This window comes from Rhizobium sp. BE258 (assembly GCF_031457345.1).
Taxonomy (GTDB): domain Bacteria; phylum Pseudomonadota; class Alphaproteobacteria; order Rhizobiales; family Rhizobiaceae; genus Rhizobium.
On sequence record NZ_JAVDWL010000004.1, the window covers coordinates 490,025 to 502,985 of the forward strand.

16 protein-coding genes are annotated in these 12,961 nt (G+C 54.7%); 6 read left to right on the forward strand and 10 right to left on the reverse strand.

The features are described 5' to 3' along the window. Positions 1–46 precede the first annotated feature (46 nt). Genes J2X43_RS16895 through J2X43_RS16910 form a run of 4 tightly spaced genes read right to left on the reverse strand, consistent with a single transcriptional unit; the run spans position 47 to position 3,687 of the window. A complete protein-coding gene (locus tag J2X43_RS16895; RefSeq protein WP_310295540.1) occupies positions 47–508 on the reverse strand; it encodes a hypothetical protein in 462 nt (153 codons plus the stop codon). A 7-nt stretch (positions 509–515) separates the two neighbouring features. Then, positions 516–1,409, reverse strand: a complete 894-nt coding sequence (locus tag J2X43_RS16900; RefSeq protein WP_310295542.1) for a hypothetical protein — start codon at positions 1,407–1,409, stop codon at positions 516–518. Positions 1,410–1,459: 50 nt separating this feature from the next. Further along, positions 1,460–2,554 (reverse strand): glycosyltransferase family 4 protein, encoded by a 1,095-nt coding sequence (locus J2X43_RS16905; RefSeq protein WP_310295544.1) that lies wholly within the window; start codon positions 2,552–2,554, stop codon positions 1,460–1,462. Next, on the reverse strand, positions 2,551–3,687 hold the full coding sequence (locus J2X43_RS16910; RefSeq protein ID WP_310295546.1) for a glycosyltransferase: 1,137 nt from the start codon (positions 3,685–3,687) through the stop codon (positions 2,551–2,553). The genes J2X43_RS16905 and J2X43_RS16910 overlap by 4 nt, the downstream gene beginning before the upstream one ends. Positions 3,688–4,087: 400 nt before the next feature. Between J2X43_RS16910 and J2X43_RS16915 the strand changes: the two genes are divergently transcribed. From J2X43_RS16915 to J2X43_RS16925, 3 genes are all read left to right on the forward strand, one after another. Next, the gene (locus J2X43_RS16915; RefSeq protein WP_310296017.1) at positions 4,088–4,642 is read left to right on the forward strand and encodes a transglutaminase-like cysteine peptidase; all 555 of its coding nucleotides are present in this window, start codon (positions 4,088–4,090) and stop codon (positions 4,640–4,642) included. A 90-nt stretch (positions 4,643–4,732) separates the two neighbouring features. Next, entirely contained in the window at positions 4,733–6,106 is a 1,374-nt protein-coding gene (locus J2X43_RS16920; RefSeq protein ID WP_310295548.1) for a TIGR03790 family protein, read from the forward strand. Between the two features lie 90 nt (positions 6,107–6,196). Further along, entirely contained in the window at positions 6,197–6,349 is a 153-nt protein-coding gene (locus tag J2X43_RS16925; RefSeq protein ID WP_310295550.1) for a hypothetical protein, read from the forward strand. Here J2X43_RS16925 and J2X43_RS16930 read toward each other — a convergent pair. The 5 genes from J2X43_RS16930 to J2X43_RS16950 all read right to left on the reverse strand — a co-directional run bounded on the left by J2X43_RS16930 (position 6,346) and on the right by J2X43_RS16950 (position 9,976). Further along, complete coding sequence (locus J2X43_RS16930; protein WP_310295552.1) at positions 6,346–7,080, reverse strand: sugar transferase; 735 nt, start codon at positions 7,078–7,080, stop codon at positions 6,346–6,348. The two genes, J2X43_RS16925 and J2X43_RS16930, sit on opposite strands and share 4 nt — an antisense overlap. Before the next feature lie 344 nt (positions 7,081–7,424). Next, positions 7,425–8,270: a DUF6030 family protein gene (locus tag J2X43_RS16935; RefSeq protein WP_310295554.1), complete on the reverse strand. Its 846-nt coding sequence runs from the start codon at positions 8,268–8,270 to the stop codon at positions 7,425–7,427. A 146-nt stretch (positions 8,271–8,416) separates the two neighbouring features. Then, positions 8,417–8,833, reverse strand: coding sequence for a hypothetical protein (locus J2X43_RS16940; RefSeq protein WP_310295556.1), 417 nt, complete (start codon positions 8,831–8,833; stop codon positions 8,417–8,419). A 259-nt stretch (positions 8,834–9,092) separates the two neighbouring features. Further along, complete coding sequence (locus J2X43_RS16945) at positions 9,093–9,527, reverse strand: hypothetical protein (RefSeq protein WP_310295558.1); 435 nt, start codon at positions 9,525–9,527, stop codon at positions 9,093–9,095. A 239-nt stretch (positions 9,528–9,766) separates the two neighbouring features. Continuing rightward, positions 9,767–9,976 carry a KTSC domain-containing protein gene (locus J2X43_RS16950; protein WP_310295560.1) on the reverse strand — a complete coding sequence of 70 codons (210 nt, stop codon included), beginning with the start codon at positions 9,974–9,976 and terminating at the stop codon, positions 9,767–9,769. A 622-nt stretch (positions 9,977–10,598) separates the two neighbouring features. On the opposite strand from J2X43_RS16950, the gene J2X43_RS16955 reads away from it, so the two are divergent. Next, a complete protein-coding gene (locus J2X43_RS16955; protein ID WP_310295563.1) occupies positions 10,599–11,282 on the forward strand; it encodes a hypothetical protein in 684 nt (227 codons plus the stop codon). Positions 11,283–11,502: 220 nt separating this feature from the next. After that, positions 11,503–11,637: a hypothetical protein gene (locus tag J2X43_RS16960; RefSeq protein ID WP_310295565.1), complete on the forward strand. Its 135-nt coding sequence runs from the start codon at positions 11,503–11,505 to the stop codon at positions 11,635–11,637. A gap of 469 nt (positions 11,638–12,106) precedes the next feature. Here J2X43_RS16960 and J2X43_RS16965 read toward each other — a convergent pair whose 3' ends face one another. Further along, the gene (locus tag J2X43_RS16965; protein ID WP_310295567.1) at positions 12,107–12,415 is read right to left on the reverse strand and encodes a hypothetical protein; all 309 of its coding nucleotides are present in this window, start codon (positions 12,413–12,415) and stop codon (positions 12,107–12,109) included. Positions 12,416–12,572: 157 nt separating this feature from the next. On the opposite strand from J2X43_RS16965, the gene J2X43_RS16970 reads away from it, so the two are divergent. Then, entirely contained in the window at positions 12,573–12,758 is a 186-nt protein-coding gene (locus J2X43_RS16970; RefSeq protein ID WP_310295568.1) for a hypothetical protein, read from the forward strand. The last annotated feature ends 203 nt before the right edge of the window (positions 12,759–12,961 follow it).

The following is a 12,961-nucleotide window of genomic DNA, read 5'->3' on the forward strand; positions in this document are numbered from 1 at the left end:
CTCTATTGATCGATCGAATTTGATCGGATGCGCTAACCCCAGCGCGTCAGAGGTCTCGTAGACCGAGACCGTCCAACTGAGCCTGCGTGCAACGATCGCCCGCAAAGATCCCGAATACCGGATGGAGTTCGAACGGTCGGCCGAAGACGCTCATAAGGCGCGACACGTTACGCTTGAATAGAGGTTCTACCGTTGGCCGGCTTTGGTAGAGCGCTCCGTCAAACCAGAAGACAAGCTTGCCGAACGCACCGAACTGCTTGTCCCGGATCGTCTCGTCGCCGCCCTCTGGGCGCGACATATAGAGATAGAGATTGCACTCGGCGTTTTGGGCAATCAGCACGTCGTTTTGTCCAATCAGGTAAGAGTCGAATCCTTTTGCTTGAAGAGCTTCTTTCTGCTGGGCGAGGGCAGCGCCAGTGTAGGACACGTAGTCCACCCCAGTTAGCAGAATGAGTTTCACTAGGATTGAAATGGCGAACAGAGCAGCGACGCAAATAACCAGTCTCATTCGAATTTTATCGCCTTGCGCCATAGTTCACGACTGAAAGAATCGACACCGTCAGGATGACATTCACAATGTTGGCGCCGATCGGACCGTGAATGAGCGTATAATGCTGCGGCCACCATGCGATGCACGCGATGCGAACGCTGTTGACGACAAGAACGATCGCGATGTTCAGCGAGACGAACATGACGGAGCGCCCGAAGCCCTTCGTTCCCCAGGCAAGTCGCGCAACCAGCCAAGCGAGAAAGGCAAGGGAGATGTTAGAAAAGGAGGAGCACCCCTCCGTGACCACAAGAGTGACGCTTCCGTCGAGGGAGTTGACAAGGTTTCCTTCCGACCCCGTGCCCGAAAACAACGAGACCAGCTTGGCGTCGAAGAACAGGATCTGCTCCATGAAAATTCGCGCGATAAACTTCCCCCAGAATGTGGAGAAGGAGAGCCCGACGAGAACGAGGCCGATGGCCCGGCCTTCGTCGTTCAAGCGGCCAGGGCGGACTATGAAATATGCGACGACCGCCGAAAGCCCGGCCCATGTCAGTCCCGAAATCGGCGCGACCAGCAATACGCAAAGACCGGCGACCGCTGCATAGTCCAGCCAGCCCTCAAGCTCCAATTTTGCCTGGTCTACCTTGCTCATCACCATCCAGCATGCATAGACCTTGATCAGGCTTATACCGAAGAGCGATAGGAGCGAAAAGAAGAAACCGTTGCTCTGCACGAACAGCATCGCGTCCGCAAAGAAGCCGTTTGCAAACACCGTAAACAGGAATAGCCGCAAGACCAAAGTCTTGCTAATGGAAACACCAAGAAAAGCTTCTTGGTTTCCGAGGGCAGTTCTGGCTGTCACAATACTCTCCAGACGAAATCGTTGCGGATACTTGCTGTTAAGGCTGGCCGTCGTCAAACTCAAGCCATCGTAAAACGAGCTTAATAAACTACGCGTTACCACCTACGCTAAAGTACGGTTTCTATTTCCGGGGCGAGGGCGGCCCAGTTGTACTTTTCAGCGATGTGCTCCCGAGCGCGTTCACCGAATGCGGACAGTCGTTCCCTGTCTTCCAGCAACGAAAGAACGGCGTCCCGGAATTTGTCGATCTGGTTGACTTCGACGACAAGCCCATTCTTTTCCGGTTCGACGAGCTTCTCGTAGAAGAGATATTTCCAGACTATCGCCGGCACGCCCACGGCCATCGCTTCCAGGCAGGTTCCGGGAAGGCCCTCGTAGTGCGAGGTTGACGCATATATCTTCGATCGCCGGTAGTAGTTCAAAACCTTTTCGAACGGCTGTTTTCCGGCCAGAAGCACGTTGTTCGAGAGAGGGCCGAGTTCGCTCGAAACATAGTCGAAGTCATCGCCGTAGCCGACAATGCCGATCTTGATACCCGGCCTCGCGAGAATGAGTGCCTTGCAAACGTCCACCATCGAACGGCTGCCTTTGCGGCGCTCGACCCTTCCGACGAACAAGACGTCGATATCCTTTTCGACGTTCGCCGGCGTGAACTCCGAAAGTGCCACGCCGTTCGGGTAGATGTGGACCGGCTTGCTATAACCGTAGCGGGCAAGTTCCTGCCGGCCTTGTTCGGTCAGCGTTATGATCGATGATGACTTGGCGAATATGACGCGCTCGAAAAGCATCTTCACAAATACAGACAATGAGCTCCACTGGCTCTTGTACTGCGTCTCACTGTAGAATTTTCCAGCCATGCCGAGATAGGTGGTATGCGCGGTCACAACAATTGGTGCGACCCGCGGAAGCAGCAGCCCGGGGATCAGCGGCGGAATATGAAGATTGATGGACGAGATCCGCTTGGTCTTCGCAAGCCGCTTCAAGAACGAACGGGCATGCAGGCTCCAGCGAACAAGCCCAAACCGCCCCGACGGCATCGGGAGATTGACCATCGTAACATTGGCAGGAACCTTCAAGTCGAACAGATCCTGGTCTCCCGCGAGCACGAGAATCTCATCCGAGGTCGAATTCTTCAAAAAAGACTGCAGGTAGCGCGCAATGCCGTGAACGCCGTAAAGCTGCGGAAAAACAATAACCTTCACTTGCGGATCTTTCGTGCGCGCCTGCCGTTGAGCGCCTGATGATACACTCCAATCGTACGCTCGATCACCGTATCGATCTTATAGGACTCCAGATAGTGGCTCCAATCTGGGCGAGGCTTTTCGGTCGCGCTGACCATTCGCTCGATACCTTCGCGGATCGCTCCGATATCTCGTGGGCTAACATAGCATTCCGCCGGCAGGCCAAGAGCTTTTAACGAAGGAATGTCCGATATCGCCACCGGAAGGTTCAGCGACATTGCCTCCAGCAAGGCAATCGGCAAACCTTCATGCGTCGAAGGAAGCAGGAACCCCGCGGCATTGCTAAGGAGCTCGGAAACGGCGGCCCGATCAACGCTTCCAGTCAGCACGACGCGGCCGTCCTTGGCTGCTTTCGCCTTAAATTCCCGGCCATAGGCGCTGTCATGGTCGCTGTCGCCAACAAATACCAGTTTGCAATCCGTATCGATCGACGAGAACGCTTCCAGAATATCCATCTGGCACTTCTCGGGCACGATGCGGCCGATGTGAATCAAGTATTTTTGCGGCGTAAGTGCGTGTTTTAGGAGATTGGAACCCGGACCGACACTGAGAAGCTTTGGCGTCGCATTGGGGATGTAGTGGAAGTCCTTCTGGAATTTGCCAAGCAGCTTCCGGTCCAGGCCTGGCGCAATAACGATACGTGCGTCGGAAAAACGGGCAGCACACCACTCTCCGACCCTGAGCGTCATTTTTGCAAACGAACCCCATTTGTCGCGAGCGTAATCTTCGCCGTGATGGGTGACGACGACACGCAAGCCGAAAAGCTTCGCAACTGGTGCAAGAAGGGAGGGGCCAATGCCATGGTAATGCGTGATGTCAGGCCGGCGAAAGATCGCATAGCCGGTTGCAAGCGAGGTGTGAACAATCGCCTCCAGCTTGCTCGAATCAGGGCACCAGATCTGGCGAAGCCGCAGCGGCTTGAGCTCGGCCGGCAGTACACGCCCGCGCGGAACGAACCGGCCGCGCTCGACCACTTCAATCTCGCCGGAATCACCATAGTGTTGTGCCAATCCAGCAGCGATATCGCGGACATGAGTCTCAATGCCACCTTGCGCCCCATAGGCCGCGCGAAGGCCGAGCATCATTACCCTCATTATCTTCTCCATCGGGATTAGTCGCGCCATTGCGACGTTTTGAGACGAAACACTTATGAAGTAAGAAGAAATAATGTACAGTCTTTACCTACTGTTTACCTTAACGACGGGCAATCTTCAACCAGTATGAGATAACAAAACAATGAAACTTGTGAGGAGTACAACCGAAATCAAACCTGGATTGCAGGCGATCCAAGTGGGTGGCCGGTCCGTTTTGCAAGTAACGTTGTCACGAATTTGAACTGCGATTCTCAAAAAGCGACATCGATAAAATTCGATCTATCTATTTTATCTGATCTCAACGGGCCGCGAATAGGGTGACGTCAGGACAGAAAAACAGGGGCGAATTGAAATGCTTAAGGTCTCTCGCATTGCAGCGGCGCTTGGCTTGGTAACGGCGATGGCGTCTACGACAGCGAACGCTGTACCATATCCGAACGCGCCGTCGTTTATCGACCGGCTGCCGCAGGCGGCACGAATTGTCGAATCCCGGCCACAACCTACGCCTATCGGCTACGTGATTTTTTGCATGACCTATGCCAATCAATGCAACCGCGCAGACGGCGGCGGACGCGTTCACCTCGACCAGGATACCTGGACGCTCCTGGACAACGTCAACCGGAAGGTCAACGACAGAATCGCCCCGGACGCCCAGAAAGGCACAGCCGAATGGTCGCTGACAACGACATCGGGCAACTGCAACGACTATGCCGTTCAGAAGCGCAATGAACTCATCGAACGCGGCATTTCGCCTTCGGCGCTTTCGCTTTCGGTCGTCAAGACGCGCCGCAACGAAGGGCACCTGATCCTCACCGTGCGAACTGATCACGGCGACTACGTCCTCGACAATCTGCGCAACGGGATCGTTGCCTGGGATCGGACCGACTATCGTTGGATTAGCGTCCAGTCGAACGACAATCCAAACAACTGGGTCCGCGTTTCCGCCCGGTTTTGATCGTCCTCCAGACACACTTGCGTGAGTGCATGAAGGTTGGAATACTCGACCTTTATGCACCGGCCAATTTGGATCTGGATTGATAGATTGATGACCATCGCGCGACTGGACATGATCGTTGGTTTCAAGTGTGTCTACGGTCAGAAATCTCGTGCGTTTATCTTTTCGCTAGGTGTAGCGGCTCTCGTCGTCTCGACTCCTTGTGCGGCAAAGGCTGGGCGCCTCAACGTCGTTCCACTCTCGAGCGAAGAGCAAGCCGTTTTCGTGCCGGCAACGCTCGGCGTCCTGACGATTGCCAATGACGAGAAGTCGCTGGAGCTTGCAAAAAGCTACGCCGCCTTGCGTGGCATACCGTCCCGTAACATCATCGAGTTGAAGCTGCCACGTGCCGACTACGTGACGCGCTTCATTTTTGAGCGCGAATTCAGCGCGCTGAGATCAAACCCCGCCTACCGCGATCTCGCAGGTTTTGCGCTGGCATTTGATCGCCCCTACCGCGTTGGTTCAGATCAATCGATAACGTCGGCACTCGCCCAAGGCACTGTCATCCAAGAACCTAAAGCGGCGTGTAACCCAACGCCTATGAATAGCGACGCCGGCTTGGGGCCTGGATCAGTCCTTGCCAGCAAGCCGGCAATGATGCTGGCAGCAGGAACTACCCCTGCAGACAACCTTGCATTGGCAAGGCGTGGCAAGGCGGCGGATGCCACCGATCCTAATGCTACGATCCTTCTCGTAAAGACCCCCGACGCTGCCCGATCGCAACCACGTGAAGCATCAATGGATGCGGCCGCGGCAAGCTGGCGCGACGAGATCAATGTTCGGGTCGACAGCGCCGATCGAATAGAACCTCACGACGGACTGATGGGGTTTCAGATCGGCTTGCCTGTACTCGAAAACCTTGCCGCCCTGACGTTTCTTCCCGGTGCCTACGCCGATCACCTGACGTCATTTGGCGGAGCGCTCAACGAAAAGAAATCGCAGACAGTCATCTCCGAACTCATTCGCCAAGGCGCCACGGCGTCATATGGGACGGTTCGCGAACCTTGCAATTTTGCAGCCAAGTTTCCGAACCCTTTGGCGCTGCTAGGCAACTATCTCCACGGCGATACACTACTCGAAGCCTACTGGAAGAGTGTTGAAATGCCGACAGAGGGCCTACTCGTCGGTGAGCCGCTGGCGCGGCCCTTTCCAGTGCTGAATGCTGAAGCCAACGGAAATGTCATCACGATTCGAGCCAACAGGCACACCAAGCCATTCCTGGACAATGGCGACAACACGGCCCCCGGACTGACCGACCGCAAGCGTGAAATCAGACTTTATGCCGTTCAAAGTGGTACACCGATATTTCTCCAAGAACTCAATCTGCCGGAACATCTGTCAGACGGCGATAAGCTCGGTGACGTCTACGCCGACAGCCCGGTTGAAGCATCAGGTCTCATTTTGGGCGTTCTTGCTCGGTAGGTGCACGCTTGATGGTAGCAACCGTTAACCACCCATCTTCACCGACAATTAGGTCGCTCGCTCTAATAGTCTCCGTGAAGGGGACGTGTGATGAGCGTAAAATTCAAGGCACTTGTAGTCGCCATTAACGTATCACTGCTGATGTGGGGTGCGATCATCTATGGCGGCATGACGCTATTCAACACCGCACTCCCAAATGTCGACCCGATGGCAACTGCCAGCGTCGAAACGCCAGCGCGTTAGAAGCCCTGACCTCGTGTCATTTCTGACCTGATCGTTCCCGCGATGATCTTGAGGTCGAACATGAACGAAAAGTTATTTACATAATAGAGATCGGAATAGACCCGGGCCCGAGCTTTCGACGGCCTGTCGGTCGGGCCGCGCAAGCCACGCATCTGTGCAAGTCCAGTTAACCCTGGTCGCATGACATGGCGATCATGATACTCGGGAACTAGCTCTTCGTATAGAACACCACCGGCCAGCATACCGATCGCGTGGCAACGAGGCCCGACGAGAGACATGTCGCCGCGCAGCACGTTAAACAGCTGGGGCAGCTCGTCGAGATTAGTCTTGCGCAAGAACGAACCGAATCGCGTTATGCGCGGATCGTTCTTGACCGTCTGCTGCACGCCGCTTGGATCACACGCGTCCGATCGCATCGAGCGGAACTTGAACACCCGGATTTTTTTGCCGTCTTTACCCCATCTAAGTTGAGAAAAAAACGGTGATCCAGGGCTCTCAATGCTGATCAGGGCTGCAACCAGCATCAAGACCGGCGCAAGAATGAGGAGAGCACACGCAGAGACAAGTACATCGAGGCCGCGCTTCATCATAAGTTGCGGCGCTTTCGATTTTCCAGATGTGCTGTCACCGGACAGAGGCGCATGTATTACGGACAGTTGATCATGCCTATCGTTGATGGCGTTATCTTCAAATATATTGTTAACACTATTCGTCGACGCAGCTGTCAGCATGTTGAACTAACTCGTTTTTCCTACCGCTGGCGATTACTTACTTCACACTACGCTTGCCGTCACTCGCTAAGTTAATGCAAGGTTAATTTCAGTCGACTATTTTTGGGAACGTTGTTGCATCGCAGCAATAGTTGCACAATGATTAGGCTCCACACAGATATTTTCGACGACTGGTTGTGAGCCGGTCTCATGTTTATCATTTTGGAATGGATCGCCTGGCCGTGACCAGAGGTAGGATTTTACATTATCGAATATGTCGATATACTTCTTTCAGCCGATGGAGGTCGGCTGGGAGGAAAGAAATGACTGACAGAGCATTTAGTCTTTTCGTCGCAACAGAGGTCTCAGCGATCTTTTGGGTTGGAGTGTTTACCGCGTTGCTCCATTGAAGCATCCACCTGTTTTTGGCGGCCGTCTTGATCGTTCAGCGGCAGCCAGTTCTGGCGGTCGAAAAATTGCCTCGTGACGGATCGCTCACTTGAGGTGCCGAGCGTTAGGCTAAGATTGTAGCGAGCGCCGCTAAGTTCCTTGCCGAATTTGAGAGCGCCTCCGAAAGCCTCGCGCTCGACGGGCCTGAGGGCAAAAACTGCCGGAAGTTCTTCTTTGAAATCGGTCCATCCTGACGCGGTTATGACCGCCTCAACAATATTCTGCGCGCGCACGCTCATCGGCGCGGCCGAGTCCGCATTGGCCGGGACGTACTTTAGGCGAACAGAGTCCAGTGTTCCAAACCGATCTCCGCGAACCAGGAGAAATATCGAGTCGTCTCTCGGAGAAATGGACCGTGGCTCGTTATAGCATTCATAAACAAGTTCGCTGACTGCGGACCTCTGCCACGGGCTCAACAGAAAATCCGGCGAACTCATTGAGCTGCACAGGTCGGGACCTGAGCGCGCCAGCTGTCGCAGGAATAAATTGGCCGGGCCAAGATTTGCAGCGGCAATCAAGCGGATATTCAGAATTGTATCGCCGTTTTTCTTGCCCTGCTGTGGCAAGATCCGGCCTGGCACAGATTGGACTAAGGCTATCGATTTCGGAAACATCCACGGTGCCAATGACCGCAAGTGTCTCATGTCGTTGGATAGCAACGTCGTGCCGGCGACAACCGAGACTGCAACGCAAAGCATCACCCAGAATGGCCATCTCGGTTTTGGGCCTGGTCGCTCGCGGGTGCTATCTGAAGAGTTCATCGGGCTGACATGTGTTCGCTATCGCGTGATCGCCCAATCAATGTAACGAGTTATGCTTGGAATGCGAACTGGCCACACGCAAGGTAGTCGGCCGCGCTGACTGAGTGCTGGTGTTGGGGGGATGTTCATCCCCCCAACGAGCGTGATCAAGCAGCCTTGATGCTATCGCGGCGGCGAGCCGCCATCCAAAGTGCTACACCACCGAGGACGGCTGCGGCAGCGCCGGCGCCAGCCTCAGGACCCGGAACCGGGGTAGGGAGGCTGTAGGAAGCCTTGGTCCCGAGATAGGTGAACTGCAGCGAGTCGTATCCGGCAACGTTAAACTGGGCCGAAATGACATTGAGGCTCTTCGAGAAGAAACCTTCCGGCTCCCAGTCGAAAGTCGTGCCTGCTGCCGTGAAAAAGTTGGTCCACTGGTTTGTCCATGCCGAATAGGCCTGGAATGCCTGGGTCCATGTGGAAGGAGTGCTGTAGGTCGTGACGTTAGTGGGAGCCGCCGCCTGGGCCATGTTAAACGCTGCAACGGATAATGCCGCCGCGAGCGCCAGAGTTTTGATCTTCATACGAATCTCCGTCGTTGCAGTTGCTTTATTGCACCGCACAATGGCAATTAGATGCAGGATTAACAAATAGTCAACCATACAACTACTCCAAAAAGATCAAAAATTTCGGTTTTTACATGAATGTGTTGTGTTTCAAACATTAATATTAATAGCTGAATGTATTCTTCCATCCCTATCTGGGATAGATGGTGCGAGGCTATGGCCGGCCATGAAAAAGGCCCCCGAGAGGGAGCCTTTAAGTCTTGCAATGTGACTGGACTTAAGCAGCCAGATTTTCCTGCTTGCGACGGCGGGTCATGTAGATTGCCGCACCACCAAGGGCCAGTGCACCGATGCCGGCGCCGGCTTCAGGACCAGGAACAGCAGCGGGCGTGCTGTAGGACGCGATACCGGTAGAGCTGTTCCAGGAGAACGACTGCGAATACGGCGTGTTATCGGACTGGAACAGGCCGCTGATAAAGCGGATGGTCGTGCCCTTGATGGCCGAGTTCTGGGTATCTGAGCTCCAATCGTCGCCGAAGTTCGACTGGAACACCGTCGTCCACTGAGCCACCCAGGCGCTCAGAAGCGAAGACGCCTGGCTTTTCGTGACGTTTGTATCGTTGTGCGAAACAGCTGCCGGGAGAGCAGCGTTTGCAACGTTCAGCACTGCAACGGAGAAAGCCGCAGCAAGCGCGAAGGCCTTAAGTTTCATTGTATTCCCCATAAGTGAGAGTAATAACCGCACATGGCCCATTAGCTTTAGTCTTAACAAAGAGTCAATCGCATACGCGAGACAAGGTAAAGATCACCGTCTGGATAAAAGAAGACCCACCCAGATTTGGTCTGGGTGGGTCTGACTACCTCAAATGGGGAAGCCGGTAGTCTGTGCGGTGCTACCGGCACAATGATAAGCACACTATGGATCGATTGTCATTATGTGGCGGTCGAGAATCAGGCCGCAACACGCTTAAACTGCGTCCGAATGAACTCGATATAGTGCTGCCCGGGAGAATTGGCACTGCACATGGCTTGCGCTGCGTCTTCCGGAACACCGGTAAATCGGCGCTCCTCGCCGTTCTTGAACCTAATCCAAAGCTGCCCGTCCTCCTTACTGAAATAGACGTTCTGAATGATGCGGGAATCTACGGGTAGGTTTTTCATGGCGGGCCTCCTTTGATAGATCCCGTGTACACGACGACCCTGAGCAATGGCTGAAGAGACGTGCCTAAGGGCCAGTTAAAAATTCCTCTCGATCGTTCGCCGCAATCCCGGTGGCGACCCCACCGGAGCGTCGTTGAATTGCCCGATATGCTTGGCAGCGGCAAACACCAGCGCCCGACTGCAACGCTGCACTCGACGCCTCGCATAAGAATTTCGCTACCTCGCGGCAAGGCTCATGCGGGGGATACGGACGGCACCGGCTCCGGAGCCGCCCTGCCATTTGTCCGCCAACATCCCGATTTGCCGGCGTTATAACTTCAACCGTTTGCAATAGCGCGTGGTGCAGCGATGTCGGGAGAAGTAATTGGGAACCGCTGCCCGATCCGGATTCATTACAACCATTCCTGTGAGATAGCGTTGGCCGCTTTCGACAAAAAAGACGTCCCTGACTTTCTCGCGAATGTGAAGTTTTCATTGAGCCGAGCGTTTTCGCTTCTAATAGTGCTCTAGCCTCCCAAAAATGGCAGGGCTGACGTTAACTTTAGGAACAGCTCATGATTGACAAAAGGTTACGTTCGGCGTTTTTGCCACCAGAAATCAAAAGCCTGCCGGGGAGCCGTTCATGCGTAAGCTTGGTCTATCGATCGCTGGAATTATCGTTGCTCTGAGCTTTGGCGGTACGGCCGAAGCCGGCTGCAGCGGAGGCGTGGGTTCGACGGACCTATCCTGCACATCAAACGCCGGCACGCTCAATGATTACAAGACCTGGGCGCAATCGGTTTATCTCCCAGCGGCCATTTCCAAGGCAATGTCGAGTTTTTCGATTGCCTTTGCAGCTGCGAACGACCCTCATATGTTCGGCTATAGTCAGGTCGCTGATGAGTGGGGCCCGTTCTCCAACAGGTCTATGTTCACGTCGAACCTGAATTTCAGCAGGTCGCCATGGTATGTTGCGAACAGCACCACAACTACAAAGGGGTCACTCTCGGATTTTATCGTTGACGGGCTGACCGCAAACAACTTCGGGGCTAACGCGTGGCTGGAGCTAAATTGGACTGGTACAGTCTCTCAGGTGATCGACGGCGCTACGAACTATCTCGCTCAGTACAACTATACTTTCCACGCCGATTCATGGGCCGGTTCTTTCGCGAATGGAACGATCAGTCTCAATGGTAGTGGCACCTACAACCTCACAAAGAGCGTGCAGGCAGTACCCGGGCCTGAGGCGGGAGCGGGGATAGGCGGGCTTGCTTTCTGTGCAATGACCCTTTGGGTCAAGCGACGTCGCGCTATACATATAGTCTGAAACGTTCGACTTTCTTAAGAGGTCACTTAGGCAGCCAAGTGAGACTCTTAGATCTTAACGACACGTTCCAGAAGTACGACAAGGGGTCCACGGACCGCAGCCACGACACTGAAACATTGCTACACTGTTCGGTGTCTCCATTCTCCACTTTCTGGAAAGTGAAGGCGAAAAAGTTCCGCGGATCGACGTTCCACTTCGGCCCAGGTCTTCGGATTTCGTGATGACCAAACGCGGGCATCGCCTGCTCGCTTTTTTCTCGGCTTCGCCCGAGAAGGCTCAAACAGCCGTATCTAGACTGCCGGAAGACACGGACAGCGATGATGTGGAAGCTGAAGACTTGAACGAACAGGTGTGACGATCGAATGGACCGGCGGGATTTCTGAAATCCGCTCAAGCGAGCATCTCCGCGTTTCTTGTCCTCTTCCGTTATTGCAGGACATGAGCGACCGAATAACAGTTTTTCCGGAACGCGATTGGCATACCGCTTACCGCCTGGCGATTTTGCAGCTGGACCCGCGGATCCAGGATATCACGTCAGAGCGGGTTCATGGCGGCGAGGAGCGTCACAACAAAGATCCTGGGAGATAGCGGGTGAACGCGTGACCTACAATAACTCCTACATAAACCGCCAAACGCAGGATCTGCATCCGTCGTAAGGGTGGGTAACGCCTGAGCCTCAACTACACGCGAAGCTGGACGGGGTGGTGGAGCGTTGTATTCTAAGACAGGCGGAGGTCCGATCTCCTCGTCAGACCGGACCTTCCCAACTGCCTTTCATTGAAGCGCAGCTGCGGGCTTTTATGCGGCCGGTAACTGACCGCCAACTAGGGTTGCTCGCTTGTCCCCGGCGAAGCTTCGCGCTGATCAGCATCCTCAAGGTCGGTTGCGACGACAAAGGCGTCGGTATGTTGGCGTGACGCCTCCCGCAGTGCTTCAAGGCTCGGGTGATCGTCAGGGAAGGTTTCGTTAGTGTGCTCTACAGGCGCGTCGATTTCTCCGCGCGGGCGTGGTGCCTCAGTATCCGTTTTGGTTTCGGACACTTCGATGGTTCCGACAAGCGGCTCAATCCTCGGCTGCTCGCTCGCTGTCGCATTGTCAGGCATTCCGGCTAATGTCTTGGTTTTCTCGGTCATCAAAGATCTCCTTTCGATCATAACGACGGGTCTCCAGATGAGTTCCGGACCTGCAGCACGATTGCGACCGTGGCTACGCCGCGTTGAGCGCCGCTTCCAAGACAAAACCAGCTGGTGGAAGGACCTCGCGCCAAGTCCTTCGCTGGTGGAGACGCTGATGGCGACCGACGGCGTGGAAAGCGGGCCGCATGGCTTGCAGAAATATGCGCTTTCGGGCTTGGGCTTAGATCAAGGCAACATATCTCTATGGTTGAGCAGAGCAACAACCTCTTCGTTGCTCAGTTCCGTAGTGCTCACCCCCGAGCATCACCTTTGCGCCATCTCCACTGGCGCTATTTTATGAGCACAATCCCGGCAGTCGCTCCGCTGATCCTGCAAATCAAACGCGGATACTTGAGCTGGGCAAGGTGTGCGATGGCCGGCGCGAAAAAATGCGTCAGAGATGTTGCTCCCTGGTTCATGTGCCGGCTTGCGCGGCTGGCGATGATGGCAGGGCAGTTGAATTGCAGAAAATCCTCACCCGGGCTTCTATTAGCGCCGTTTTCC

What these genes read in the sequence shown, in the direction of transcription:
- J2X43_RS16915 (WP_310296017.1), top strand. Translation starts at nt 4,088, where the DNA reads ATGGCGTCTACGACAGCGAACGCTGTACCATATCCGAACGCGCCGTCG.
- J2X43_RS16910 (WP_310295546.1), bottom strand. Translation starts at nt 3,687, where the DNA reads ATGAGGGTAATGATGCTCGGCCTTCGCGCGGCCTATGGGGCGCAAGGT.
- J2X43_RS16950 (WP_310295560.1), bottom strand. Translation starts at nt 9,976, where the DNA reads ATGAAAAACCTACCCGTAGATTCCCGCATCATTCAGAACGTCTATTTC.
- J2X43_RS16955 (WP_310295563.1), top strand. Translation starts at nt 10,599, where the DNA reads ATGCGTAAGCTTGGTCTATCGATCGCTGGAATTATCGTTGCTCTGAGC.
- J2X43_RS16965 (WP_310295567.1), bottom strand. Translation starts at nt 12,415, where the DNA reads ATGACCGAGAAAACCAAGACATTAGCCGGAATGCCTGACAATGCGACA.
- J2X43_RS16925 (WP_310295550.1), top strand. Translation starts at nt 6,197, where the DNA reads ATGAGCGTAAAATTCAAGGCACTTGTAGTCGCCATTAACGTATCACTG.
- J2X43_RS16930 (WP_310295552.1), bottom strand. Translation starts at nt 7,080, where the DNA reads ATGCTGACAGCTGCGTCGACGAATAGTGTTAACAATATATTTGAAGAT.
- J2X43_RS16960 (WP_310295565.1), top strand. Translation starts at nt 11,503, where the DNA reads ATGACCAAACGCGGGCATCGCCTGCTCGCTTTTTTCTCGGCTTCGCCC.
- J2X43_RS16895 (WP_310295540.1), bottom strand. Translation starts at nt 508, where the DNA reads ATGAGACTGGTTATTTGCGTCGCTGCTCTGTTCGCCATTTCAATCCTA.
- J2X43_RS16945 (WP_310295558.1), bottom strand. Translation starts at nt 9,527, where the DNA reads ATGAAACTTAAGGCCTTCGCGCTTGCTGCGGCTTTCTCCGTTGCAGTG.
- J2X43_RS16935 (WP_310295554.1), bottom strand. Translation starts at nt 8,270, where the DNA reads ATGAACTCTTCAGATAGCACCCGCGAGCGACCAGGCCCAAAACCGAGA.
- J2X43_RS16920 (WP_310295548.1), top strand. Translation starts at nt 4,733, where the DNA reads ATGACCATCGCGCGACTGGACATGATCGTTGGTTTCAAGTGTGTCTAC.
- J2X43_RS16970 (WP_310295568.1), top strand. Translation starts at nt 12,573, where the DNA reads ATGGCGACCGACGGCGTGGAAAGCGGGCCGCATGGCTTGCAGAAATAT.
- J2X43_RS16940 (WP_310295556.1), bottom strand. Translation starts at nt 8,833, where the DNA reads ATGAAGATCAAAACTCTGGCGCTCGCGGCGGCATTATCCGTTGCAGCG.